Here is a 23,724-nt window from a genome sequence, read left to right as displayed (position 1 = left end):
TTGTTATGAAGGATAACAATCATTCGGAAAATAAAGATATTAATGAGGAGGAATTGGAATATGGCTAGAGAGATGACGGCACTTGGAATGATTGAAACAAAAGGTTTGGTAGCTTCGATTGAAGCTGCGGACGCAATGGTTAAAGCTGCGAGTGTGCACTTAGTTGGGAAAGTACATGTCGGTGGGGGAATCGTGACGGTTTTAGTGCGGGGGGATGTTGGTGCAGTAAAAGCTGCAACCGATGCTGGGGCATCTGCAGCAGCTCGGGTTGGAGAAATCCTAAGTGTTCATGTGATTCCACGCCCGCATAATGAGCTTGAAGCTATCCTACCGCAAATTCAAGAAGCACAACAACAATCAGTACCACATATTCCAGATGTGAAATAGAGTCAATTATTTTTCCTAATTACGTTTAAAGTGAGGTGAGGAACAATTGGATCACCCTTTTCTACAAACGATTATTGAACAGGTTGTTCAGCAGGTTAAGGAAAAAAATAATGCAGGCATGCGAGTAAATGAAGTTCCGATTGCAGTATCAGCCCGTCATGTCCATCTTTCAGAGCAACATGTGTCCCAACTGTTTGGAGAAAATTATCAATTAACGGTAAAAAAATATCTATCTCAACCCAATCAGTTTGCTGCTGAGGAAACTGTTACCATTGCGGGCCCGAGGGGGGCGATTGAACGAGTTCGAATTCTCGGTCCAGCAAGGGGACAAACACAAGTGGAAGTGAGTTTGACAGATGCGATAAAGCTTGGTTGTAATCCTCCAATTCGGCAGTCTGGAAATCTCGTTGGGTCTAGCCCAGTCACGATAATCGGAACAAAAGGAAGTCTATATTTACAGGAGGGTTTGATTATTGCACAACCGCATATTCATACAAATCCTTCTGATGCGAAAGCATTCGGAGTGAGTGATGGAGATTACGTTTCAGTCGGAGTGGATACGATTCGACCAATTACTTTTGAGCGAGTTCTCGTTCGGGTTTCATCCTCCTATATTACCGAAATGCATATCGACACAGATGAAGCAAATGCTGGCTGGATACAAACCGGACAGCTTGGCAGATTAATAGTTAATAGGATGCATAAGCAAAATCCAATCCATTCCCCAATCATCGAATCGGTTAATGATAATAAGAAGCTTCCTGTTTTTGGAGGGAAGGTACTGTCAGAACATGACGTTCAAAAACATTCAGGAAAAGCCATTGCTATTCAAAAATCTACCATTGTTACCCCGTTGGCAAGAGAAACAGCTCGCAATTCAGGTATAAAGATTGAAATAATCGAAGCGTAAGGTGGGTGAACGATGAAATTAGGGATAATCATTGGCAATGTTTGGGCAACAAGGAAAGAGGAAGGTATGACTGGGTTGAAATTATTGGTCGTGCAGCCGATTCACCCTGATGGATCCTTTATTCATTCGCCAATCATAGCGGCAGATCGCATTGGGGCTGGCATGGGGGATCAAATCATTTATACAGAAGGCAGTTCAGCACGGGCAATTATGCCTGACTGTATTTCACCTCTTGATGCTGCTGTTATCGGAATTGTCGATTCTACAGAAATTCGTAAAAGAGAAGGTGTCGTAAATGGCGAAAGCAATCGGGATGATTGAAACATTTGGCTTAGTAGCATCGATTGAAGCAGCGGATGCAATGCTAAAAGCAGCAAATGTGAGAATCGTAAATCAGGAAAAAATCGACGGGGCGCTTGTATCCGTATTGGTAGAAGGAGATGTTGGTGCCGTACAAGCGGCTGTTGAAGCGGGCAAAGAGGCTGCATATAGAGTTGGAGGCCTGCGATCAGCACATGTCATACCAAGAGTGGATAGCGAAATTTACGGAATAATGAACAAGACGAAATAATAGACTTTTGAAATACTTATCTCATTAAAAGGTGAAAGGAGGAGAAGCATGGGATTTAGACGTCCAAAAATCGCCGTAATTGGTGCTGGCCATACAGGTGCCACGACGGCATTAATGCTCGCCCAAAAGGAACTTGGCGATATTGTTCTTTTAGATATACCAGCACAGGAAAATCCAACAAAAGGCAAAGCACTCGACCTTCTTGAGGCGGGTCCAGTCTTGCGTTTCAATGCTACTATTAAAGGGACATCCAATTTTGAAGAGCTTGATGGAGCCGACCTTGTCATCATTACCGCTGGGTTACCAAGAAAGCCCGGGATGAGTCGAGCCGATCTTATTTCTACTAATGCAAAAATCATTCACTCAATCTCTCTTAATATCGCTAAATACGCGCCTAATAGTTTTATTATCGTATTAAGTAATCCTGTTGATGCAATGACGTATGCGTGTTATAAAGCAACGAATTTTCCACGAAACCGTGTAATTGGGCAATCTGGAGTTTTAGATACAGCTAGATTTAATACATTTGTTGCGGATGAATTGGATATATCGGTAGAAGATGTATCTGGTTTTGTTTTAGGTGGTCATGGGGATGACATGGTACCATTAATCCGTTACTCCTATGCTGGTGGAATACCGCTTGACAAGCTAATTTCGAAAGAACGCTTGGATGCAATTGTCGAGCGGACTAGAAAGGGTGGAGGAGAAATTGTTTCTTTACTAGGGAATGGCAGTGCCTACTATGCTCCCTCCGCCTCACTTGTTATGATGGCTGAAGCCATTATTCGAGATAAAAAACGAATCCTACCAACCATTGCTTATTTAGAGGGGGAGTATGGTTTTACCGACATATGCTTAGGTGTACCGACAATTATTGGTGGAAACGGAATACAAAGCGTCATTGAACTTCCGTTAACATATGAAGAAAAAGCAGCACTGAACAAATCGGCAAAATCAGTAGAGGACATTTTGCCACTTGTAAAATAATAACATATTTTACTACTTTTCATCGAACTAACTATTTTGATAGTTGGTTCTTTTGTTTGTGTACAGGTTATAATGGAAATATTAGGGGATTATCAGGGAGGGGTAGAAAATTGGATTTGGCTCTCATTTATCTCGTTTCCTTTATTGCCATTGTGTTATCGGTATTTATCACGCTATTAGTCAAGAATGAATTAGAGCAATTATTTCGTGAACATCAAGCTGTGATTTCTTTTCATATATGTAATGTGGTGATCACCTTAATGGTTTCTCTCACAGCAAATGCTGTCATGACCATATACGGTTTCGGTAAGGATTACAATTGGTTCCTCCAATTAGCCATCCTTCTGTTTATGACCTTGCCAATTTACTACTTAGGACATCTTGCTTTTGTAAAATATAATTCAATTTACCGGAAATACGAAACATCTGAAAACCAAAAAGTACTAGTTCTAAACGAGAAGTACATAAAAAAGAAAAAGCATTTTAAAAAGTTAAAAACCTATAATGCCGCAGCAAAGCAAAATAAAGCGATGGACAAAAGAAATAGCAGGTTTCCCATAAGTTAAGAAAACTTAGGGAAACCTCTACTTTACTTATTCAAATTAATTGAAGAATGATTGACCTTGTTTCTTGTTTTCGCTAAATTTTTTTCCATTCCATTAAAAGTTCTTCCTCTGCCGTCTGTTCATCTAGTAATTCTTCTTTTATAACAAAGCCATTTTTTGAATAGAAATTTACGGCATTAGTATTCTTTTTGTACACCTTCAATTGTATTTTTTCCCTTCGGCCTTTTATAAAATGTAACAATCGACTACCATATCCTGCACCTTGTTGCTTAACATCAATGAACAAAGCAGCCAAATAATGATCTACCATTGATATAAAGCCAATAACATCTTTCTCATTGCTGATAACATAGGTTTCAGCCATTGGAAGGTACTTTTCTTTCATGTTATTCTTTTGAGATCCCCAAAAATCTTTATCTACAAAATCATGTGCATTTAAGGAAGCTTCGTACCATATTTCTGCTAATTTGCTAATTTCCGTATCTTTACATAATCTAATTTCCACAATATCACCCTTTAAAAAAATAGCATAAGTACATCATTATTCAAAGTTCTGCTTGCAGTGATTTGTACCCTGAAGCGGTCTATAAAACAGTATCAAAGAATTTATATGATCATTACTTCCCATAAGGTAGTCATTACCTTTGTTAATTTTGACTTGACAGAATCTTGAAACAATAGTAACATATCCACTATATTAATGATGTAAAAACAGATGGTAAATAAAGATTGCTTTAGCATAAAGTTAAGTTTTTGACTAGATGAAAAAGTAATCCTATTGATAAAGTTGTTTTAAGATAACCGAGAAAAAATCCACTTTTAAATATCTTATAAAGGTAGACTATGTAAAAAACCAATATTTTGGCTAGTTAATAGTAAACCGACAATTTACGAGTTTAATGGTTTTCAATAACCGTTAAACTCAAAAATTGTCGGTTTTTTTGTTTGTCTCATAATCATCAGAAAGGAAGGTTCAAAATGAAGCATATGATGAAGATGGATTTATTCGGCATTACAGTTACTTCCATCCATATATTGCGATGGGGGAATATCACATGTTAGTTTCCATGCCAATCGTATTTTTTATTTCAGTTGCAGTTTCTGTGATTAGTTCATTATTGTTGTTACACTCAAAGATTCCCTTGCGTTTTGTCCGTATGCATATCGTTTTGCATTCTCTGCCCCCAGTAATCGTCCTTTTTGCCTTGATTTTTCATCATAAGGGAGGAAACTTTGGGCCTTGGCGTTTTGATCACTTATCATGGATTTTAGCATTGTTCGTTCTTACAGTTGGCTTAATCGTACAGCGCTATTCAGTTCATTATTTACTTGGTGATCGACATTATCGAAAATATTTTGCACTTCTCACCATTACAACATCGGCTGACGCACTTGCCTGGCTAAGTGATGATCTTCGTTTACTATTAGTTTGCTGGGGGATAACACTTCTTGGTCTAACCTTGCTCATCGGATTAAGAAAAGAATGGCAAGTGGCAAGACAGGCTGCTGCTTTTACGGGACGAATGTTTGCCCTTAGCTGGATTATTTTGTCGATAGTGATCATTTGGGTGACGCAAGCAACAGGGCACTGGGAGTTGTCTGTAGTCCTATCCGAAAAAAGCTTGGCACAATTAGCTTCATGGGAAAAAACCTTGATTAACTTACTGTTCATCCTAAGTGTAATGATTCCGGCTGCACAATGGCCATTCCAACGCTGGTTGTTAGATTCGGTCGTGGCGCCAACGCCAATATCTGCAGTGATGCATGCGGGAATCGTAAATGCGGGTGGAATCATGTTGACTCGATTCGCACCGTTTTTTAACGGGGACCCAGCCCAAATTGTTTTGCTCGTAATAGCCAGTCTTTCTGTTTTAATTGGAACTGGAATGATGTTAGTCCAAGTTGACTATAAACGGCAATTGGTTGGATCAACGATAGCACAAATGGGATTCATGCTCATCCAGTGTGCATTAGGTGCTTATTTGGCAGCTATCATTCATGCAATATTACATGGGCTGTTCAAATCAACCTTATTCCTACAAGCGGGCTCTGCGATTCGTCATCATGACCCGAATCACGAAAATAATAAGTCAAAGTCATATATATGGTCGATTATGGGAGTTGTATCCAGTGTCATGGTAGGAGTTGGGTATTGGCTTCAAGCACCTTTTGAGGCGTATCGAATGGTAAGCGCAGTGGCGTTAGGATGGTCAGTGTTCCTAGCATGGACGCAACTTGTGGTTAATGGGAACGGACATATCGCACGAATGGTCGGAATTTCTATCTTTGCTGGAGCTGCTTTTGTATATATGTTGATTCATACAGTATTTTATAAATTGTTAGAAGGTACCATTCATACAGGTGAACACCCTCATGCATTTACGGCTATTTCGCTCGTACTAGTCTTATTGATTATCAGTTCATTAGGTGCCTGGCTCACCCGAAATCGTACATCAACAGCCTTCGCGGTCATTTATCTTTGGTTCGTACGACTAGGTGAGCCTCATCGGAATTTGGTCGAAAGCCACCCGAAGTATTTGACTCAAATCTTATCTCGAGGAGGTAAATAACGATGTATACAAGTTTAGCCAAAGTATTAAAATGGGAAAAAGAACCTGTTGAACTTCAGCTTAATATTTACGATTTGGTTCATGTAGCTAGCAAAACAATCGTACCACTGGGGCCCATTAACACATTTGCGGCGCGGAATCCCTGGGTCGGATTAGAAGAACAAACATTTGAACAAGTAGCACGCCGATTTAAATATGCTTGTGATATTGACATGATGCCAAATGAATCAATTTTGTTGTCGGCATGGAAAAACGGTGAGATTCATCAGGAGTTACTTGAAAAAAGTCTTTCACAATGGCTTGATTTTCAAAAATTTGAAATGCCAAGAGAAGATGCTGAACGGTTTTGCAGGGCAAGTTTGAATCTAGAAAAACAATCAATCAATATAAAACCCAGTCCTGAGTCTAAAATTATCGTAAAGAAATTAAGTAGGTTTCAATCCCAAATCACTAAAAATCAGCCTGTCCAAACATCCAGTCAGCGACTCGAAAAGCTAAGCGGTGTAATGACGACAAAGGAACTAAATAGCCATATCATCAAGTGGTGTAAATTGTTTTTGGATCGATCTCACGCTGCCTGGTCCATGCCCAAACGTGAAGAAGGGTTCTATCGTGCTTGGAAGAGACTTGTTCAACACGATCCATCACTGAGCAAAAAACAACGAAATCAACTAAAGAATTTACATAAGGATGCAGACCATGCTTTAAAAGAAGCCTTGTTAGCACTTGGAATTCCGTATTCGGATATACAGGAATATTTGGAAGCTCATTTACTTGCCTTGCCGGGATGGGCAGGAATGATGCTATGGCGCTCTAAGGAATCACCGCCAGAAAACTCACTACTTATGGACTATTTGGCTGTTCGCTTATGCTTGGAGAAGGTTTTGGTCAAGCCCTATCTCCCTTTACCTCAGCCATCAATAGAACAAAACGTAAACTTAGAATCATTGATTTTATCTTGGGAAGAATGGGGGAACTTACCTGTCAAAGCTTGGTCGCAGTTATCCGCCACAGAAATACAGGCCCGATTGACACTGGCTGACCGTTTTGATAGGGTTCTCCGCAATCGATTATGGCTAGAGGCATGGGAAAAAACATACGAAAATCAGCTCATGCAAACGATTGCTTCCAAAAAACATACGATGATGGGAAAAGTAAAGCATGTAAAAGCTCAATTTGTATTTTGTATCGATGTTCGATCAGAGCTTTTTCGCCGAAAACTCGAAGAATCTGGTCCATTTGAGACTTTGGGAACAGCTGGATTTTTTGGATTGCCGATTGAAACTAATAAGCTTGGCAGTAAACACACACATCATTCGTTGCCAGTCATGTTCAAACCGCAATTAAAAGTTAAGGAATCGTCAACTGAGCCTAAATTACATCGATATCAACAACGGAAGCAAGTGGGTAAGACTATAAACTATACATTTAAAACAATGAAACAGAATGTGCTTTCGAGTATGCTACTCCCAGAGATTAGTGGTCCCTGGCAAAGTATTCAAACTTTGGCACGAAGCTTTACTCCGCGGCTAACTGGTGTTGTGTCCCGCAAGTTTCGTGAAAAATGGCTTCATAAACCTAGTACTGAACTATCACTTGAATATAAACATACAGTGGAAACGGAACTTCCGATTGGTTTTACCGAAGAACAGAAAGTGCAATATGTTCATCAGGCGTTAACCATGATGGGGCTCACAGATCATTTCGCTTCTTTAGTAGTTATATGTGGCCATGGAAGTCACAGTACAAATAATCCCTATTCATCTGCATTAGACTGCGGGGCATGTGGCGGAGCATCAAGTGGCTTTAATGCACGAGTATTAGCGTCATTGTGTAATCTTCCACAGGTGAGATTATCACTTGGAAAAAGGGGAATATCAATTCCGAAAGATACTGTTTTTGTTGCAGCAGAACATATTACTACCTTAGATGAACTGCGTTGGCTTTATGTACCAACCTTATCAGATGAAGCGAAAGATGCATTTGAGCAAATCAAAGTGACACTGACTAAAGTGAGGAAGGAAGCAAATGCTGAGCGAATTTCAAAGTTACCAAAAGTTGGATCTGATAAAATAAATCCAATAATTGAAGCCCAGCGCTTGTCAGAAGATTGGAGTGAGGTGCGTCCCGAATGGGGCCTAGCGAGAAATGCCGCATTCATTATTGGTGACCGCAAACTTACTAAAGACTGCCATTTAGATGGAAGAGCATTTCTCCACAATTATAATTGGGAAAAGGATCAAAACGGTGTCATTCTCGAAAATATCATTACTGGCCCGACAACTGTAGCCCAATGGATTAATCTTCAATATTACGCGTCAACCGTGGCACCACATTATTATGGCAGTGGGAATAAAGCGACTCAAACGGTGACATCCGGTATTGGTGTGATGCAGGGGAATGCAAGTGACTTACTATCCGGACTTCCTTGGCAGTCTGTAATGAAGTCGGATCAAGAAATCTATCATGCTCCTTTACGCCTGTTGGTCGTGATTCATGCTCCAAAGGAATTTATTGAACGGTTACTGGATCGAGTTCCAGCATTTCGGCAAAAAATTCAAAACGGATGGATTCGTCTTGCTGTAATAGATGCAGAAGGAAACTGGATGAGCTGGACTTAACAGAGTTATTTAAATAATGAAGGAGAGGGAGTTTAGTATGATTGTTAAATCAAAAGGAGCACTTGAAGCTGAAATAAGTAAAGCATTAACTCATTGGGAAAAGCATTATCTTGGACGTGGTTCAGTATCGGTTAAATCAGATATACTGCGTGACATGATCATCATTGGATTACGCGGAATCTTAACTCCAGCCGAATATGCACTTTGTCAAGATAAAGAAGGATTATTATCTGTTAAATTGAATCGAAATAGCTTGGTGGAAACCGGATTAGAAGAATTAAAGGAAATCATTTTAAACCTTACAGGACAAGAAGTAGTTAGTTTTTTCACTGATCTTAGTACTCAGACAGGTGAACGAATCATAGTTTTTAAGCTTTCAAGTGATTTGCAAAGCAAATTATCCCTAGGTGAACTATAAATCAAGGAGGCGGTGAACGTGTTGAATAAAGATGAAAATACTAAAGTGTTATTTGTGATTGGGATGGAACACAAACTAGAGAATATCATTAAGCAGAAGATGAGTATCAATCCAGAAAGTATCTTATTTATACACGGTTACCGACATGATGCTATTGAGCCTTTTGGTAATTTAATGAGGGAAATCATTTTGGCAGTTTATATGGAAAATGTCGAAGAAATCTATTTAGTTTCCATGCATGATGTTAAAAAGAACGACAGAAGCATCCTTAACAAAATTTGTGAAAGAATTGGATCCCAAGAAGAAATCGAAACAGTAGATTATCTCTTTAAAAATTGTAGGCCCGAGTTTCCTAACAGTAATGTAAAAGAGTGGCTTGAAGGAAGCAAACCGTTGACCACTGCTGAAAGGACCGATGTGATTCGAAATCATCCCTTAATGCCGACCAATGTAAAAGTTACCGAATTATTTATCGATATGGTTGGCGAAAAAATCTATAATGAACCAGTTGATAAAACGGCGGGGAATTTTTAACGATGGAAAACCAAGGGAAAACAAGAGGTGGGAATGACCTTTTGTTTTCCTATTAGAGCACCAGAGTGATTGATTTCTCATGGACAAAATGATACAAAAGCTTTGGGGGATTATTTTCTTAGGCTTTTAGGAATTGCCATTGCTAATAATGTTCTAATCAGTAACCTCCCAGTGATTTCACCGTGTGGTTGGTCAATGTGAGAATCATAATCTTTTCGACGCGTGGAACATCCTGTGAAACAAGATTTTTCGGGGCGTGACAGGTACCACAGATAATAAAGGAGTCTATTAATCTTGAACGCAAAATGTTTGAAATTTTACGAGTTTGGTCGTCCTAGTGATGTCCTCAAAATTGAGAATAAGATTATTGTACCGCCTAAGGATGATGAAGTGCTTGTCCGGATGTTGGCTCGTCCGATTAATCCTTCTGATTTGATACCGATAAGAGGTTCATATGCTCATCGAATTTCTTTACCTAATATTCCTGGGTATGAAGGAGTGGGGATTGTAGAAGAAGTAGGTCCTTTAGTTTCGAAAGATCTTATCGGTAAACGTGTGCTCCCTTTACGTGGGGAAGGGACGTGGCAAGAGTTTGTCAAAACATCAGATCAACATGCAGTCGTTATTCCAGATACAATTGATGATTTTACGGCAGCTCAGATGTATATCAATCCTCTGACAGCATGGGTGGTTTGTACGGAAGCGTTAAAACTGAGACATAATGATGTTTTACTCGTGAATGCTTGCGGGTCTGCGATTGGCCATATTTTTGCACAATTATCGAAGATTTTAGGCTTTCGATTGATAGCGGTGACAAGAAATCATAAGCATACTGAAGATTTGTTGCTACTCGGTGCTTCTGAAGTGATTGATACCTCTAAAATGCCACTCCGCGAAACCGTGATGGAATTAACAAACGGTAAAGGGGCCGATGCCGCAATCGATTCCATTGGTGGTTCAGCCGGGAACGAGTTGGCGTTTTGTGTTCGCCCTAATGGGAACTTTATCACGATTGGACTATTATCAGGGGTACAAGTGAACTGGGCTGATATTGTAAAAAGAGCCAAAGTAAACGCCAATATATTTCATTTGCGGCACTGGAATGGAAAGGTGTCGACAGATGAATGGCAAGGCGCTTTTGAACATCTGATAAGCCTGATCGAGGATGAAAAATTAAGAATGATGGTGGTAGATTCCCATTACGATTTAACTGATATTAAAAGTGCAATTGATGTGGTTGAATCTTCTAAAATGCGAAAAGGAAAAGTGTTTTTGACGAGCTATTGATTTTCGCGTAGAATTCAGAATCCATAGGCGGAGAATTTCCACTTATTTTAAAAATGGAGACAAATGAAGCAAATTTAAGGGGAGAAATTCCGCTTAACTGCTCAAAAAAAGCCAATATCCCAAGATTTAAATCAAATAGACGGAAAAACTCCTCTTATTGTTTAGGAAATATGGGTATTTTCTAATTTAGCAGGAATTTTTCCGTTTATTTTCAATGACAAGGAAATCAAAATTCAGCTATACATAGATGGTTCGCACTACAATAATAAGAGGCAAGCCCATTCAAATGGGCATGCCTCTAACTAACAATCTTATAATATTCTCTTGCTGTTAAGGTATAAACCATTGCGTAAAATCCAGCAAATATTAGAATGGTAGAAGCAGTACACATCATAAAGAGGTCTACGTTCGTTAAGTTTAGTAAGGCTAGTAGTTTTGTAATGACTTTGAAAGCAAAAGCGATGTGCACAACGGCTGCGACAAGCGGTAAGAAAAAGACGAGCAGGACTTGACTCTTAATTGATTTCTTAATTTCAGCTTTACTCAAGCCTACTTTTTGCATGATCGCAAATCGCTCTTTGTCATCGTAACCTTCTGATATTTGCTTATAGTACATAATTAAGACTGTTGCCATGATGAATAATGTGCCTAGGAATAAGCCAAGGAAAAATAGGCCGCCGTAGATGGAATAAAACGATTCTCGTGCTTCTTCCTGACCTTCTGCATGGCCATCGATAGAGGACTCCTGTAATTTTTGCGTTAAAGCTTTGGTAAGGGCGATCTCATCTTTTACACTTCCTTCAGCGTCAAAGCCGTAAAAGAAGGATAAGTCTTTCCAGTCCATCCCTTCCATTTTCTCAGCCGGATACAGGGATTTAAGTGTTTCTTCATCTTTTACGACGACGAAGTAAGTGTCGGCTATCATGGCGGCAGAATCACCGTTGATGGATAGGTTTTTTATTTGAGATTTTACGTTGAATTGCTGTCCTTCGACTGTCATCGTATCCCCAATAGGATCTCCTCTAAACGTGTAGACAAGAACTTCATTGTCCTCAAGTGTAGCAGATTGGTTTTCCAACTGATTAAACTCGTCAACCGTAATCAGTTCAATGACAGAAATATTTGAGAATGCTTTCGAGTTTGGGCGGACCATGTTAAAGCTGTTTTCCGTTCTGATTGTCGGAAAGCCTGCTGATCGATAATGAACGGGATTTTTAATTTCTATTCCATACTCTTTCGCTAAATCATGGATTATTTTTTCAACTTCACGAGACTGCTCCTCAGAAAGATTCCTAGCGGAAACATCCATTTCCTTCGGATAGCGATTTTTTAACAAATCATCCATTCCAATATACATCGACACGGTGGTCGACAGCATCACTAACACCATCGTTGACAAAATACAAATATTTGCGAGGCCGACTGCGTTTTGCTTCATCCGATAAATCATACCTGAAATACTGATAAAATGCTTTGTTTGGTAATAGAAGTTTTTGTTTTTTCTCATTAATTTTAACGCAGCGATCGTACCAGCTGTAAACAAAGCGTAGGTCCCGATAATGACAAGCAGAACAGCAAAGAAAAATTTATTTATCGCAACTAATGGTGACTCTGTCACTAGGGCGATGTAGTATCCATATCCAAGAGTCGCGACCCCGATTAAGACGAGGAACCATTTCGTTTTAGGCTCTTTTTCGCCGACCTGACCGCCTCGCAATAATTCAATCGGTTTCGCCAAGTGAATTTGTCTTAAATTGTTAAGAAGCGTAAGCACAAAAATTCCGATAAATAGAACTAAGGTAATTCCGAGTGATTTTATTGAAACAAAATACGTAAGCGGGATTTCAAAATGTAAAATATAGTTTAATAGTAAAAACATTAATTTACCTACAACAATTCCGCTAACTATCCCCAATACAAGACTCGTAACGGTAACGATGCAAGTCTCCCAAACAATGATTTTGGCAATATGCTTTTTCTCCATGCCAAGTATGTTAAATAATCCAAACTCATTTTTTCGTCGTTTTATTAAGAAGCTATTCGTATAGAACAAGAAAATGAGTGAAAAAATCCCGATAACGATATTGCCTAAATTTAATATCGTGATTAAAGAATCCCCACCAGACATTTCTTTTAGCCCAGGATTTCCAGAAATAAAATGCATCATGTAGAACATGGAGATGGTACAAATACTCGTAAAGATATAAGGAATATACGTTTTTCGGTGCTTATTGATGTTGGTGAGGGCAAGTTTGGTGTAGAAAAACTTACTCATTTCTACCACCGCCCGTTGCAATGATGTTTAATGTATCCGAAATTTTTTGGTACATTGCTTCATTGGATAACGATCCTTTATAGAGTTGATGAAACACGGCTCCGTCTTTGATGAACAATACACGACCCGCATGACTGGCAGCCTTTGTACTATGGGTAACCATTAGAATCGTTTGGCCTTCTTGATTAATTTTGGAAAAAATCTCCAGTAAATCATCAGAAGCTCGCGAATCTAACGCACCAGTTGGCTCATCGGCAAGGACTAGCTTTGGATTCGTAATAAGCGCGCGCGCAACCGCTGCTCGCTGTTTTTGACCACCGGATACTTCATAAGGAAATTTTGCTAAAATATCACTGATTCTTAAGTTTTCAGCAAGTGGCTTTAAGCGCTTACTCATTTCACGATAGGCTTTGCCGGATAAAACGAGTGGTAAAAAGATATTGTCTTGCACTGAAAAGGTATCGAGTAGGTTAAAGTCTTGAAACACAAAACCGAGATTTTGCCGGCGGAAAGCCGAAATTTCTTTTTCACTAATGGCTACGATATCTTTGCCCTGAAGTAAAACTTCGCCGCTCGTTGGTTTATCAAGTGCAGCTAAAATATTTAACAGGGTCGTTTTACCAGAACCGGATTCACCCATAATTGCCACATATTCGCCTTCTTCAACTGAAAAGCTCACATCTGTTAGTGCCTGAACATGATTTCCACTGAAACGAGTGGTGTATACTTTTTTTAGATTTTTCACTTCTAGTAAGGTCATGATTAAATTCCTCCGTCCCTTATGTTGTTTATATGATCAGTATATCAGGGGGCTATCTAGCACAAACATCGCTTTAGCTTACATATCAACGCTCAAACTTACAATAATGTAAGGATGGAAGTTTTTCGGTTATTCCACCCCAATTTCCTTCGTTTCTAAATCAATCATGACCTTTGTTCCTTTTCCCACTTGGGATTCAATTGCGATGTCGTGGGATAATTTGGTTAGGATTTGTTTGCAAAGATACAAGCCGAGCCCGGTAGATTGATTTGATGTGCGACCATTGTATCCTGTAAAACCTTTTTCAAATACCCGGGGCAAATCTTCTTCAAGAATCCCAATGCCCGTATCTTCAATGATGAGTCGGTAATTTTTCATATGAATAGAAATCGAGCCAGCGTTTGTATACTTTAACGCGTTCGATAGAATCTGCTCGATTACAAACTGCAGCCATTTTTTATCTGTTAACACAGTACAGTTTACGTCCGAATAGTTTAGCGAGATTTTCTTGCGGATAAACATTTTTGCATTTTTCCGGATAGCACTTTTCAGAATGTCATCTAAGTCGTATTTTTTAAAAACGAGATCATTGGACATTTTTTCTAATCGTAGATACTGCAGGACAAATTGGACATATTGTTCAATTTTAAACAATTCCATTTCGAGTTCTGAAGTTTGCTCATTTTGTTCTGATTGTAGCAACAGACGCATTGCAGACATGGGTGTTTTGATCTGATGTGTCCATTGGGTAAAATAATCGACTAAATCCTTTTGTTTATTGTCAGCTTGAACCGTCAATTCGTTTTTATTTTCCGATAAAATCTGTAACAATTCCTGATACTGCCGTTCAATTGCATTTTGGGGCGCAGGCAATTGGTCGGTATGCACGATAATCGTTTTCTTTGATTTTTGCAGCTTTTTGTAACGCTTGATAAATATGAAAAAATCAACGACAAAAAAGATGAGTCCAATATAAAAACATAATAGGGTCGAGTAGAGAATCGGGCCGAGGGGGAGATGGCTCAAGGAAAACACGATAGAAAACACGAGGACAAACACGCTGAACAAAGCAATTGGTTTCCAGTTTTTATGTAAATATAGGAGAATGATGTTTTCTGTTTGATTTTTCATATCAGTCCACCAAATAGCCGAGGCCTTTCTTTGTTTTAATATAATCAATCAACCCGAGTAATTCTAATTTTTTGCGGAGTCGATTAATATTGACCGTCAGTGTATTATCATCAATAAAGCTGTCCGTTTCCCACAACCGTGTCATGAGGACATCTCTTGAGACCGCCTTGCCCTTATTTTCAAGCAGAACGTGCAGAATTTTTTGGTCATTTTTCGTTAGTTCGATTTTTTCACCATTAAAGGTAAGGGTTCCGTCACTTGTGTTTAAAATTGCCCCTTTGTGTTCAAGCAAATTGGTTTGTCCCGTAAAATCATAGGTACGACGAAGCAAAGCTTGAACTTTCGAGGTCAAGACGTTTAAGTCGAAAGGTTTGGCAATAAAGTCATCTCCACCCATATTAATCGCCATGACAATATTCATATTATCAGAAGCAGATGAGATGAAAATGATCGGTACTTTGGAAACTTTGCGAATTTCACTACACAAGGTAAATCCATTTACAAAGGGAAGTGAGATATCCAATAACACCAATTGCGGATCAAATGAAACAAATTGGGTCATCACATTCTGGAAATCGGTCACAAATTCCGCTTCAAATCCCCAAGATTGAAGGTGATGACTTACCGTTCTAGCAATGACCATATCATCCTCGACAATTAATAGTTTGTACATAAAAAAACCTCCAATCATAGAGTGTGATACGTTTTCTTTCCCATTTTAGCTTATTAAACTAGATTGTTACAATCTTAATAATTAGAATGGAAAGTCCAAGAAAGCGGCTATTAATAAATTTATCCACAGAAACTTACCAATGTTTGACCATTACCTCGAGAATTCCGGCCATATCCACAGAAACTGAGAGTTATTCTAAGAATAGGTCTTAATTCCTCCTACTATAACGGGTTAGAAAGACGAGAGCCTTAAATAAGCTATTTTTTCCTGTTAGCTTGGTTTAGAACATTTTGATATAGTTGCCATAACCCCCGAAATTTTCTGTAGACTAATCCATGCAAAATACCGCAGCCTTATTCAAACTAGTTAGAAGCAAAAGAACTGGGCCTCGGACATACGATAATCGAGCGGAAAATAATGAATAATAATAATCAAAGCACAGAGGATATAAAGGAAGTTGTGTGAAAAATATTGACCAACTAAACAAACAACGTTCTAACATTTGTTGGACGTTGTTTGTTTAATATTCACATGATGTTGTGAGGAGGGGAAGAAATGGAATTCATTTATAACTTACTTGCTGAAGCTAATATCTCGCCAACATGGGCAGAATATCTTTCGGTATTTATCATGATTTTATTAATAGGAATCATCTGCGTAATCGTCAATTTTATTACCAAAAAAATCGTGATTAGAATCATCACTCATTTCGTCAATAATAACAAATTCACTTGGGACAATATCGTTTTGGAAAGGAAGGTTTTTCATAAGTTATCCCATATTGTTCCAGCGATTATTATTTATTACTTTGCTGCAACTTTTCCCGATTATCAGACGATTATCGAAAAAGGGGCGATTACCTATATCATTATCGTCGGATTACTAGTTATTAATAGTCTGTTAAATGCGATTAATGATATTTATCAAACCTTTGAAATATCGAAAAGTAGGCCGATAAAGGGCTATATTCAAGTCGTCAATATTGTTGTGTTAACGCTTGGAGCAATTTTAGTTATTGCCAATTTAATCGGAGAAAGTCCTTTTATCCTGCTTAGTGGTATTGGTGCACTCTCAGCAGTTTTAATGTTGGTTTTTAAAGATTCATTACTTGGACTTGTAGCAGGTGTGCAGCTGACAGCCAATGATATGGTTAGAGTTGGAGATTGGATTGAAATGACAAAATATGGTGCCGATGGTGAAATTATTGATATTTCTTTAAATACGGTAAAGGTTCAAAATTGGGATAAAACGATTACGACGATCCCTAGCTATGCTCTAATTTCCGACTCTTTTAAAAACTGGAGAGGAATGCAAAGTTCAGGAGGCCGCCGAATTAAGCGTTCTTTATTTATCGATACCAATAGTATTGAATTTTGTAGTGAAGCAATGCTTGAGAAATTTAAAAAAATTGACTATCTATCCCATTATATTATTCAAAAGGAAATCGAAATAGCTGAGTTTAATGCTATGTATGACATCAATCGGGATATCCCTGTGAATGGACGCGCCCTTACGAATATCGGCGTCTTTAGAACTTATATCGTTAATTACTTGCAAAATCATCCTGGTATTAATAAAGAAATGACATTAATCGTCAGGCAATTAGCGCCAACAGAGCATGGTTTGCCCTTAGAAATCTATACGTTTACAAATGATGTACGGTGGAATATATATGAAGCGATTCAATCGGATATTTTCGACCATCTGTTTGCGGTCGCACAGGAATTTGGAATTCACTTATTTCAAAATCCATCTGGAAATGATTTAAAAGGTGTTCTCGATGAAACTAATAAGGACGTTATGATAAAGGAAAGAAATCATTGAAGACAAATATTTGCTTTAACAGTGGATATTTTCTAAGCCGAATAAAAGTTCACAATTAAAATAAGGAGCATACCCATTAGATGAACTCTAATAGGTATGCTCCTTTTATTTGATTATTAGTATTTTGATATAATAACATGAAGGTGATTATCTGGTTGCTTTGGTTGTGAATTGGTGTATCAATTAACTTAATCGGAATTAATATGGATTATTTGCGTTTTGAGTTCTCCATGTTGAAAAGAATGCGTTTTCTTGTTCAGCTACATCATAAAATTCATATGTATTGATACAAGCTTTTGCTTTGGCAAGGTTATGTTCTTTAGAATAAACAGTCCAACTATAGTCTTTTGATTGACCTGGTTGTAAATTAACGTTTTCGGCTTTTCCACCGTATACATCATCATATCCAAAATTGAGTTTAATAGGAAAACCGTCTGCATCATACCCCGTAATTCCTACAGTAATGTTTTTTAATACTTTATCGGTATTGTTTTGTACCACTAAAGTTACCGTATCTTCACCGATGATATCTTTTGACGTATTGATTGCTGTAATTAATACATCTGTTTGGTCTTTTACTTCTTCAACCGGTGCTGTTTCCTCTTTTGCTTCAGTTTTTGCTTCTGTTGCAACCGCTTCCGTTTTTTTAGATGATGCTTTCTCATCTGACGTTGCTTTTTCAGTATCATCCTCAGCTGTTAAAAGACCAATGACAATAAATAAGATAAAAATAGAACCAATTCCAATTAAGATTTTCTTACCAAAGGATTTAACCTTACTCATAATAACCCTCCATTTTTACAGATTGATATTATATTACAATAGCGAAAAACACAACCAATATCTTCAATAAATAACATTAAAGGATAAATTTATAAAATAATTGAAAAAAATGTAAAATAATAACCGTTAAATGGGGATGGATGGGTGTTCAAGTGGATGAATCGTGGTAATAAGGAATACTATATGTAATGGTAAAGCCTCGTTATTCTCTTCCTATTTCAATTATAACATCCTAATAATGGCAATTATAGACTTATAATACTCATTTACTACTGCTAAAATCAATAGAACATTACCGTTAAGGAGAGATGTTGAATGAGTTCATTGGTTCTCGGCTTTCAAGAAATAGAAAAAACACAGCTTATGCTCGTTGGTGGAAAAGGGTTACATTTAGGGGAATTATCAAAAATTGAAGGAATCCAAGTACCAGAAGGATTTTGTGTTACGACAGTCGGATACCAAAAAGCCATCGATAAAAACGAAACGTATCGGGCTTTGTTGGAAGAACTTTCGGAGCTACAAGTTGATGATCGAGAACAAATTGCTATAATCAGCAAACAAATTCGACAACTCCTTAATGATGTAGAAATTCCAGCTGAAGTTGTAAATGAAGTGACTCACTATCTATCGCAGCTTGGTGAGGAACATGCTTATGCAGTGCGTTCTAGTGCCACCGCTGAAGATTTACCACATGCTTCTTTTGCTGGCCAACAGGACACCTATTTAAATAATATTGGTGCAGAAGCAATCCTTGAGCATATCAGCAAATGTTGGGCTTCGCTTTTCACGGAACGCGCGGTGATTTACCGGATTCAAAATGGATTTGACCACAGCAGAGTTTATCTTTCTGTTGTCGTTCAAAAGATGGTGTTTCCACAAGCTTCAGGGATTTTATTTACCGCAGATCCCATTACATCTAACCGGAAGATACTATCCATTGATGCGAGCTTTGGACTAGGTGAAGCGCTCGTTTCTGGCTTGGTCACTGCCGATAACTACAAAGTAAAGGATCAGGAAATCATTGATATGATGATCGCTACTAAAAAATTGGCTATTTATGCCCAAAAAGAAGGCGGAACGAAGACGCAAGAGATTAAGCCTGATCAGCAGCAAATTCAAACACTTACTGACCAGCAAATATTGCAACTTGCCATGCTCGGAAGACAGATTGAAGCATATTTCGGAAGCCCACAAGATATCGAATGGTGCTTAGTTGATGATACGTTTTACATTGTTCAAAGTCGGCCAATCACTGTTCTTTTCCCTATTCCAGAAAATAGTGATGAAGAAAATCACGTTTATTTATCTGTAGGTCATCAACAAATGATGACCGATCCTTTCAAACCATTAGGAATGTCGATATACCTATTAACAGCATTTGGACCTAGATTTATAGCTGGTGGAAGGTTGTTTGTTGATGTCACACCAATGTTGGCTTCGCCTGAAAGTAGACAAGCGCTATTAAATGGAATGGGACAACACGATCCGCTCACAAAAGATGCAATCACGAACATCATCGAACGAGGAGATTTTATTAAAATTTTACCAAATAAGCAGGAACAAAGCTCCGGTAAAAACAATAAAAGTGCTATGTCTGCGGAGCCTCAAGTGCAAATCGAAAACGACCCGACAATCGTTTCTGATTTGATTAAAAGCAGTCAAACATCGTTAGAACAATTAAAACAGGATATCCAAATGAAATCTGGAACGGAATTATTTGATTTTATTCGCGAGGATATTCAAGAGTTAAGGCGAATTATTTCCGACCCACAAAGTACAGCAGTATTCACGGCTGCTATAAATGCTTCATTATGGATCAATGAAAAAATGAATGAGTGGTTAGGTGAAAAAAATGCAGCAGATGTGCTTTCTCATTCAGTACCGAACAATATAACTTCGGAAATGGGTATGGCGTTATTGGATGTGGCAGATGTGATTCGTCCTTATCCAGAAGTTATTGCTTATTTACACCATGTAAAAGAGGATACTTTCTTGGATGATCTAGTACAGCTTGATGGTGGACAGGAAGCCCGAGATGCAATAATGGCTTATCTTAACAAATTCGGGATGAGATGTGTCGGAGAAATCGATATCACGAAAACTCGTTGGAGTGAAAAACCAGTTACGCTTATCCCGATGATTCTTAGCAACATCAAAAACTTTGAGCCCAATGCTAGTCAGCGGAAATTTGAACAAGGGTTGAAGGAAGCCTCGAAAAAGGAACAAGAGTTACTGGATCGATTGAAGTCGTTACCGGATGGTGAACAAAAAGTCCTAGAAACAAAGCGAATGATTGATCTAATCCGGAATTTCATCGGGTTTAGGGAGTATCCAAAATACAGCATGGTTAACCGCTACTTTGTGTATAAGCAGGCACTACTGAAGGAAGCTGAACAACTTGTACAGACAGGCGTTCTTCATAAAAAAGAAGATATTTACTATCTCACTTTAGAAGAATTTCGCGAAGTCGTATCCACAAAAAAACTTGATTACCAGATGATTGACAAACGAAAAGTCGAGTACGCATTATACGAAAAACTTACTTGCCCACGTGTTATCACATCTGATGGTGAAATTGTTACTGGTAAGTACAAGCGAGAAAATCTTCCCCCTAGAGCTATTGCCGGTCTTCCTGTATCTTCTGGAGTTATCGAGGGTCGAGCCCGTGTCATATTAAATATGGAAGAAGCAGATTTGGAAGAAGGGGATATCCTCGTTACAGCTTTTACTGACCCAAGTTGGACACCATTATTTGTATCGGTAAAGGGGCTCGTCACTGAAGTAGGGGGACTGATGACCCATGGAGCAGTGATTGCCCGTGAATATGGCTTACCAGCGGTAGTGGGTATGGATCATGCTACGAAATTGATTAAGGATGGGCAAAGAATTCGTGTGAATGGAACAGATGGGTATATTGAGATATTGTGATTGCTGAGTCCTGAAATGCGCTAACGACCCAATATTTATTTTTCAAGAATGGACGCGGCAGATAAAAAAATTATAGGATATTAGATTTTTAACGCTATTAAAGAATACATATTGAACCTCAAATCTATTCATAATAATTATTGAGGTGAAATTTGTGGATAAGAACAACATACAGCTTACATCAACAGAAATTGGTTCGCTCTGGGGTCAGTTTATTAATGGGACAATGACATATATGGTAAATAAATATATGGTCACTATTATTGAAGATAGGAGAACGAAAGCGATATTTGAGGATGCTATCCAAATTTTTGAAAAACAAAAGCCACAAATTGAAGGATTATTAGAGAGGGATGGATTTCCGATTCCGGTCGGGTTTAATGATGCCGACCTCAATAATAATACCACGAGATTATTTACTGATGTTTTTTGCTTGAATTATTTATATGTAATGACTTTACACGGATTAATGGGACATTCAAAATCAATTGCTGTGTCTATAAGAAAAGATTTAAGAGATTTTTACACAGCCTGTAATCATGATGTATTACGTATGTATAACCAAGTGATCGAGCTATTGCTCACACTAGGAGAATTTCAGAGAGATCCTCTATTTTATCCTGCCAAGAACCCGGAATTCATTACTAGTAAGGATTTTACAGATGGTTTTTTCGGGAAAGGAAGATGTTTGGCTGCTACTGAAGTAATCAGTATGTCTCTAAATTTGAAAAAGAGTATCTTAGCCAAAGCATTATCCATTGGATTTGCACAAGTTTCACAATCGACAGAAGTTCGAAAGTTTCTAGAATATTCCCAGAGCGTTGCTGATAGTAATATACAAGCATTTTCGAAAATCATGTTTAAAGACAATTTGCCAGTCCCTAAATCATGGGAAACTGAGATTACAATCTCGACTGAATCCCCATTTTCTGAGAAATTAATGATGTATCATATGGGTTTCTTATCACAAGTGGCGCAAGCCTATTTTGGCGAGGGACTTGCATCCTCTATGAGAGCTGATTTAATTGCAGTTTATGAAAGCACAATCATAAAGAATCTATCTGTTACAAAAAAATGGTTTAATATTATGGTGAAAAATAAATGGTTAGAACAACCACCGCTAGCACCTAATAGAAAAGAAATCGCAAATGAAAAATGAAAAATTGCATACAAGAATTGAAATGACAGGAACAGATTGTATTAGTCAGTTAAGTTGCGAGGTCATTGATGGTTTAGTGAATTTTCCTCGAATTCTGAATTTTATTTACTAATCCTCGCTCCATATGGTATCTTTTGGGTAATTCAGCTCAAAAGGGGATCAATTTTTATGGAGTTACATGTAAGGAGGAAGTGGGGATGGGCCGACTGGTTTGTGGTCGGTCTTCGTTTTATGGGGTTTTTACTAAGTGTTATTTATATATACAGTTATGCTCCAGATGACCATCGTGGGTTAGTAATTTCTCTTGCTCTCATATCCTATTCCGTTCCTCAGCTTTTTTATTTGCCCGAACACATTCGCCCAAGATGGTTCATTACAACAGAGCTTTTGTTAAGTGCCGGCTACACACTTTATATCATTTCTTTCATTTCCGATGAAGTGAACGCAGTTAGTTATTTTTATATGCCAGTATTTGTGGTTTCCTACTTATCTTCAAAAAAAGTAATCTACTGGGTTGCGCCTCTTTGTATTCTCGTCTTTCCTTTTGCGCTTAAAATAATTGGAGATTACGATTTTTTATATGTTAGTAACCAGATAAGCAATTTAATTTTATTTTGCGCATTCGGGTTTAGCTTTGGGGTATTTTTGCGACAAAAACATAAGCTTGCGGAAAGTATAATCTCAATTGAGGAGAAAAACAAAGAATTGGAACATTATATTTACCAGGTTGAACGGATTACTTTGTTAGAAGAAAGAAATCGAATGTCAAGAGAACTTCATGATACAGTCGGACATTCTTTGACTGCGGTGATCGTGGCGATGGAAGCTGTGCAAACACTCATGGACCGTAATCCTGAGACAGCAAAGAAAAGGCTTGGAGAATTAATTGTGTATAGTCGAAAGACTCTGGAACAGATTCGCCAAACCGTTCATGACATGGCAATGAATGAGTTGAAATGGCCGCTTGATGAATTAATCAGAAAAACAGCTGAAGACTTTTCTCATCAAACTGGAACAGCAGTAATCTTGGAGATTGAGGAAGTCCCTTATGCTACAACGGAAGCTATTAAACTTGTTTACCTCAGATGCCTGCAAGAATCCTTGACCAATGCCAAGAAACATGGGCATGCCACGGAAATAAAAGTTTCATTATCTATATTGAATGAACGTATAAGATTAACGGTTGAAGATAACGGGAAAGGTTTTAAGAATACGAAGGATGGATACGGAATTCAAGGAATGAAGGAACGAATTAATGCGCTCAGAGGTACTTTTCACATTCGATCTGAAGCAGGTATGGGAACAATTGTATTAATAGAAATTCCAATGGGGGGGTAGAG

21 protein-coding genes are annotated in these 23,724 nt (G+C 38.2%); 15 read left to right on the top strand and 6 right to left on the bottom strand.

Annotation, left to right across the window (positions count from 1 at the left end; translation table 11 throughout):
- Positions 1-60: 60 nt before the first annotated feature.
- From FXW34_RS12625 to FXW34_RS12600, 6 genes are all read left to right on the top strand, one after another.
- Positions 61-387 carry a BMC domain-containing protein gene (locus FXW34_RS12625; RefSeq protein ID WP_147534360.1) on the top strand — a complete coding sequence of 109 codons (327 nt, stop codon included), beginning with the start codon at positions 61-63 and terminating at the stop codon, positions 385-387.
- A gap of 46 nt (positions 388-433) precedes the next feature.
- Positions 434-1,297 (top strand): phosphate propanoyltransferase, encoded by an 864-nt coding sequence (pduL, locus tag FXW34_RS12620; protein ID WP_147534359.1) that lies wholly within the window; start codon positions 434-436, stop codon positions 1,295-1,297.
- 12 nt (positions 1,298-1,309) lie between these two features.
- Entirely contained in the window at positions 1,310-1,618 is a 309-nt protein-coding gene (locus tag FXW34_RS12615; RefSeq protein ID WP_147534358.1) for a EutN/CcmL family microcompartment protein, read from the top strand.
- Positions 1,593-1,868 (top strand): BMC domain-containing protein, encoded by a 276-nt coding sequence (locus FXW34_RS12610; protein WP_147534357.1) that lies wholly within the window; start codon positions 1,593-1,595, stop codon positions 1,866-1,868. The genes FXW34_RS12615 and FXW34_RS12610 overlap by 26 nt, the downstream gene beginning before the upstream one ends.
- A gap of 48 nt (positions 1,869-1,916) precedes the next feature.
- Positions 1,917-2,855: a malate dehydrogenase gene (gene mdh / locus FXW34_RS12605; RefSeq protein ID WP_147534356.1), complete on the top strand. Its 939-nt coding sequence runs from the start codon at positions 1,917-1,919 to the stop codon at positions 2,853-2,855.
- A gap of 110 nt (positions 2,856-2,965) precedes the next feature.
- Positions 2,966-3,421 (top strand): hypothetical protein, encoded by a 456-nt coding sequence (locus FXW34_RS12600; protein ID WP_147534355.1) that lies wholly within the window; start codon positions 2,966-2,968, stop codon positions 3,419-3,421.
- 73 nt (positions 3,422-3,494) lie between these two features.
- Here the strand turns inward: FXW34_RS12600 and FXW34_RS12595 are convergent, their stop codons facing one another.
- Positions 3,495-3,926 (bottom strand): GNAT family N-acetyltransferase, encoded by a 432-nt coding sequence (locus tag FXW34_RS12595; protein ID WP_147534354.1) that lies wholly within the window; start codon positions 3,924-3,926, stop codon positions 3,495-3,497.
- Positions 3,927-4,476: 550 nt separating this feature from the next.
- Here FXW34_RS12595 and FXW34_RS12590 point away from each other — a divergent pair.
- From FXW34_RS12590 to FXW34_RS12570, 5 genes are all read left to right on the top strand, one after another.
- Positions 4,477-5,991, top strand: coding sequence for an NADH dehydrogenase subunit 5 (locus FXW34_RS12590; RefSeq protein ID WP_147534353.1), 1,515 nt, complete (start codon positions 4,477-4,479; stop codon positions 5,989-5,991).
- Between the two features lie 2 nt (positions 5,992-5,993).
- Positions 5,994-8,612 carry a DUF2309 domain-containing protein gene (locus FXW34_RS12585; RefSeq protein ID WP_147534352.1) on the top strand — a complete coding sequence of 873 codons (2,619 nt, stop codon included), beginning with the start codon at positions 5,994-5,996 and terminating at the stop codon, positions 8,610-8,612.
- 37 nt (positions 8,613-8,649) lie between these two features.
- A complete protein-coding gene (locus FXW34_RS12580; RefSeq protein ID WP_147534351.1) occupies positions 8,650-9,030 on the top strand; it encodes a Na-translocating system protein MpsC family protein in 381 nt (126 codons plus the stop codon).
- An 18-nt stretch (positions 9,031-9,048) separates the two neighbouring features.
- On the top strand, positions 9,049-9,564 hold the full coding sequence (locus FXW34_RS12575; RefSeq protein WP_147534350.1) for a carbonic anhydrase: 516 nt from the start codon (positions 9,049-9,051) through the stop codon (positions 9,562-9,564).
- A gap of 294 nt (positions 9,565-9,858) precedes the next feature.
- Positions 9,859-10,851, top strand: a complete 993-nt coding sequence (locus FXW34_RS12570; RefSeq protein ID WP_147534349.1) for a zinc-dependent alcohol dehydrogenase family protein — start codon at positions 9,859-9,861, stop codon at positions 10,849-10,851.
- Between the two features lie 298 nt (positions 10,852-11,149).
- Here FXW34_RS12570 and FXW34_RS12565 read toward each other — a convergent pair whose 3' ends face one another.
- The 4 genes from FXW34_RS12565 to FXW34_RS12550 form a co-directional block, all read right to left on the bottom strand.
- Positions 11,150-13,126: an FtsX-like permease family protein gene (locus FXW34_RS12565; RefSeq protein WP_147534348.1), complete on the bottom strand. Its 1,977-nt coding sequence runs from the start codon at positions 13,124-13,126 to the stop codon at positions 11,150-11,152.
- On the bottom strand, positions 13,119-13,886 hold the full coding sequence (locus tag FXW34_RS12560) for an ABC transporter ATP-binding protein (RefSeq protein WP_147534347.1): 768 nt from the start codon (positions 13,884-13,886) through the stop codon (positions 13,119-13,121). Before FXW34_RS12560 ends, FXW34_RS12565 begins: the two co-directional genes overlap by 8 nt.
- Positions 13,887-14,015: 129 nt before the next feature.
- Positions 14,016-15,017 carry a sensor histidine kinase gene (locus FXW34_RS12555; RefSeq protein WP_147534346.1) on the bottom strand — a complete coding sequence of 334 codons (1,002 nt, stop codon included), beginning with the start codon at positions 15,015-15,017 and terminating at the stop codon, positions 14,016-14,018.
- Between the two features lies 1 nt (position 15,018).
- The gene (locus FXW34_RS12550) at positions 15,019-15,690 is read right to left on the bottom strand and encodes a response regulator transcription factor (protein WP_147534345.1); all 672 of its coding nucleotides are present in this window, start codon (positions 15,688-15,690) and stop codon (positions 15,019-15,021) included.
- Positions 15,691-16,245: 555 nt separating this feature from the next.
- Here FXW34_RS12550 and FXW34_RS12545 point away from each other — a divergent pair.
- Positions 16,246-17,514, top strand: coding sequence for a mechanosensitive ion channel family protein (locus FXW34_RS12545; protein ID WP_147534344.1), 1,269 nt, complete (start codon positions 16,246-16,248; stop codon positions 17,512-17,514).
- A gap of 198 nt (positions 17,515-17,712) precedes the next feature.
- Here the strand turns inward: FXW34_RS12545 and FXW34_RS12540 are convergent, their stop codons facing one another.
- Entirely contained in the window at positions 17,713-18,297 is a 585-nt protein-coding gene (locus tag FXW34_RS12540) for a DUF5780 domain-containing protein (RefSeq protein ID WP_147534343.1), read from the bottom strand.
- Between the two features lie 315 nt (positions 18,298-18,612).
- Between FXW34_RS12540 and ppsA the strand changes: the two genes are divergently transcribed.
- The 3 genes from ppsA (at position 18,613) to FXW34_RS12525 (ending at position 23,722) form a co-directional block, all read left to right on the top strand.
- The gene (ppsA, locus tag FXW34_RS12535; RefSeq protein WP_147534342.1) at positions 18,613-21,225 is read left to right on the top strand and encodes a phosphoenolpyruvate synthase; all 2,613 of its coding nucleotides are present in this window, start codon (positions 18,613-18,615) and stop codon (positions 21,223-21,225) included.
- A gap of 154 nt (positions 21,226-21,379) precedes the next feature.
- Positions 21,380-22,384: a DUF3231 family protein gene (locus FXW34_RS12530; RefSeq protein WP_147534341.1), complete on the top strand. Its 1,005-nt coding sequence runs from the start codon at positions 21,380-21,382 to the stop codon at positions 22,382-22,384.
- A 168-nt stretch (positions 22,385-22,552) separates the two neighbouring features.
- A complete protein-coding gene (locus FXW34_RS12525; protein WP_147534340.1) occupies positions 22,553-23,722 on the top strand; it encodes a sensor histidine kinase in 1,170 nt (389 codons plus the stop codon).
- The last annotated feature ends 2 nt before the right edge of the window (positions 23,723-23,724 follow it).

Origin of the sequence: Bacillus marasmi (genome assembly GCF_902168435.1) — a bacterium.
GTDB lineage: Bacteria > Bacillota > Bacilli > Bacillales > Cytobacillaceae > Bacillus_BU > Bacillus_BU marasmi.
This window is presented reverse-complemented; position numbering and strand designations above follow the sequence as displayed.

What these genes read in the sequence shown, in the direction of transcription:
- FXW34_RS12625 (WP_147534360.1), top strand. Translation starts at nt 61, where the DNA reads ATGGCTAGAGAGATGACGGCACTTGGAATGATTGAAACAAAAGGTTTG.
- FXW34_RS12615 (WP_147534358.1), top strand. Translation starts at nt 1,310, where the DNA reads ATGAAATTAGGGATAATCATTGGCAATGTTTGGGCAACAAGGAAAGAG.
- FXW34_RS12610 (WP_147534357.1), top strand. Translation starts at nt 1,593, where the DNA reads ATGGCGAAAGCAATCGGGATGATTGAAACATTTGGCTTAGTAGCATCG.
- mdh (WP_147534356.1), top strand. Translation starts at nt 1,917, where the DNA reads ATGGGATTTAGACGTCCAAAAATCGCCGTAATTGGTGCTGGCCATACA.
- FXW34_RS12590 (WP_147534353.1), top strand. Translation starts at nt 4,477, where the DNA reads ATGTTAGTTTCCATGCCAATCGTATTTTTTATTTCAGTTGCAGTTTCT.
- FXW34_RS12585 (WP_147534352.1), top strand. Translation starts at nt 5,994, where the DNA reads ATGTATACAAGTTTAGCCAAAGTATTAAAATGGGAAAAAGAACCTGTT.
- FXW34_RS12580 (WP_147534351.1), top strand. Translation starts at nt 8,650, where the DNA reads ATGATTGTTAAATCAAAAGGAGCACTTGAAGCTGAAATAAGTAAAGCA.
- FXW34_RS12565 (WP_147534348.1), bottom strand. Translation starts at nt 13,126, where the DNA reads ATGAGTAAGTTTTTCTACACCAAACTTGCCCTCACCAACATCAATAAG.
- FXW34_RS12560 (WP_147534347.1), bottom strand. Translation starts at nt 13,886, where the DNA reads ATGACCTTACTAGAAGTGAAAAATCTAAAAAAAGTATACACCACTCGT.
- FXW34_RS12555 (WP_147534346.1), bottom strand. Translation starts at nt 15,017, where the DNA reads ATGAAAAATCAAACAGAAAACATCATTCTCCTATATTTACATAAAAAC.
- FXW34_RS12550 (WP_147534345.1), bottom strand. Translation starts at nt 15,690, where the DNA reads ATGTACAAACTATTAATTGTCGAGGATGATATGGTCATTGCTAGAACG.
- FXW34_RS12545 (WP_147534344.1), top strand. Translation starts at nt 16,246, where the DNA reads ATGGAATTCATTTATAACTTACTTGCTGAAGCTAATATCTCGCCAACA.
- FXW34_RS12540 (WP_147534343.1), bottom strand. Translation starts at nt 18,297, where the DNA reads ATGAGTAAGGTTAAATCCTTTGGTAAGAAAATCTTAATTGGAATTGGT.
- ppsA (WP_147534342.1), top strand. Translation starts at nt 18,613, where the DNA reads ATGAGTTCATTGGTTCTCGGCTTTCAAGAAATAGAAAAAACACAGCTT.
- FXW34_RS12525 (WP_147534340.1), top strand. Translation starts at nt 22,553, where the DNA reads ATGGAGTTACATGTAAGGAGGAAGTGGGGATGGGCCGACTGGTTTGTG.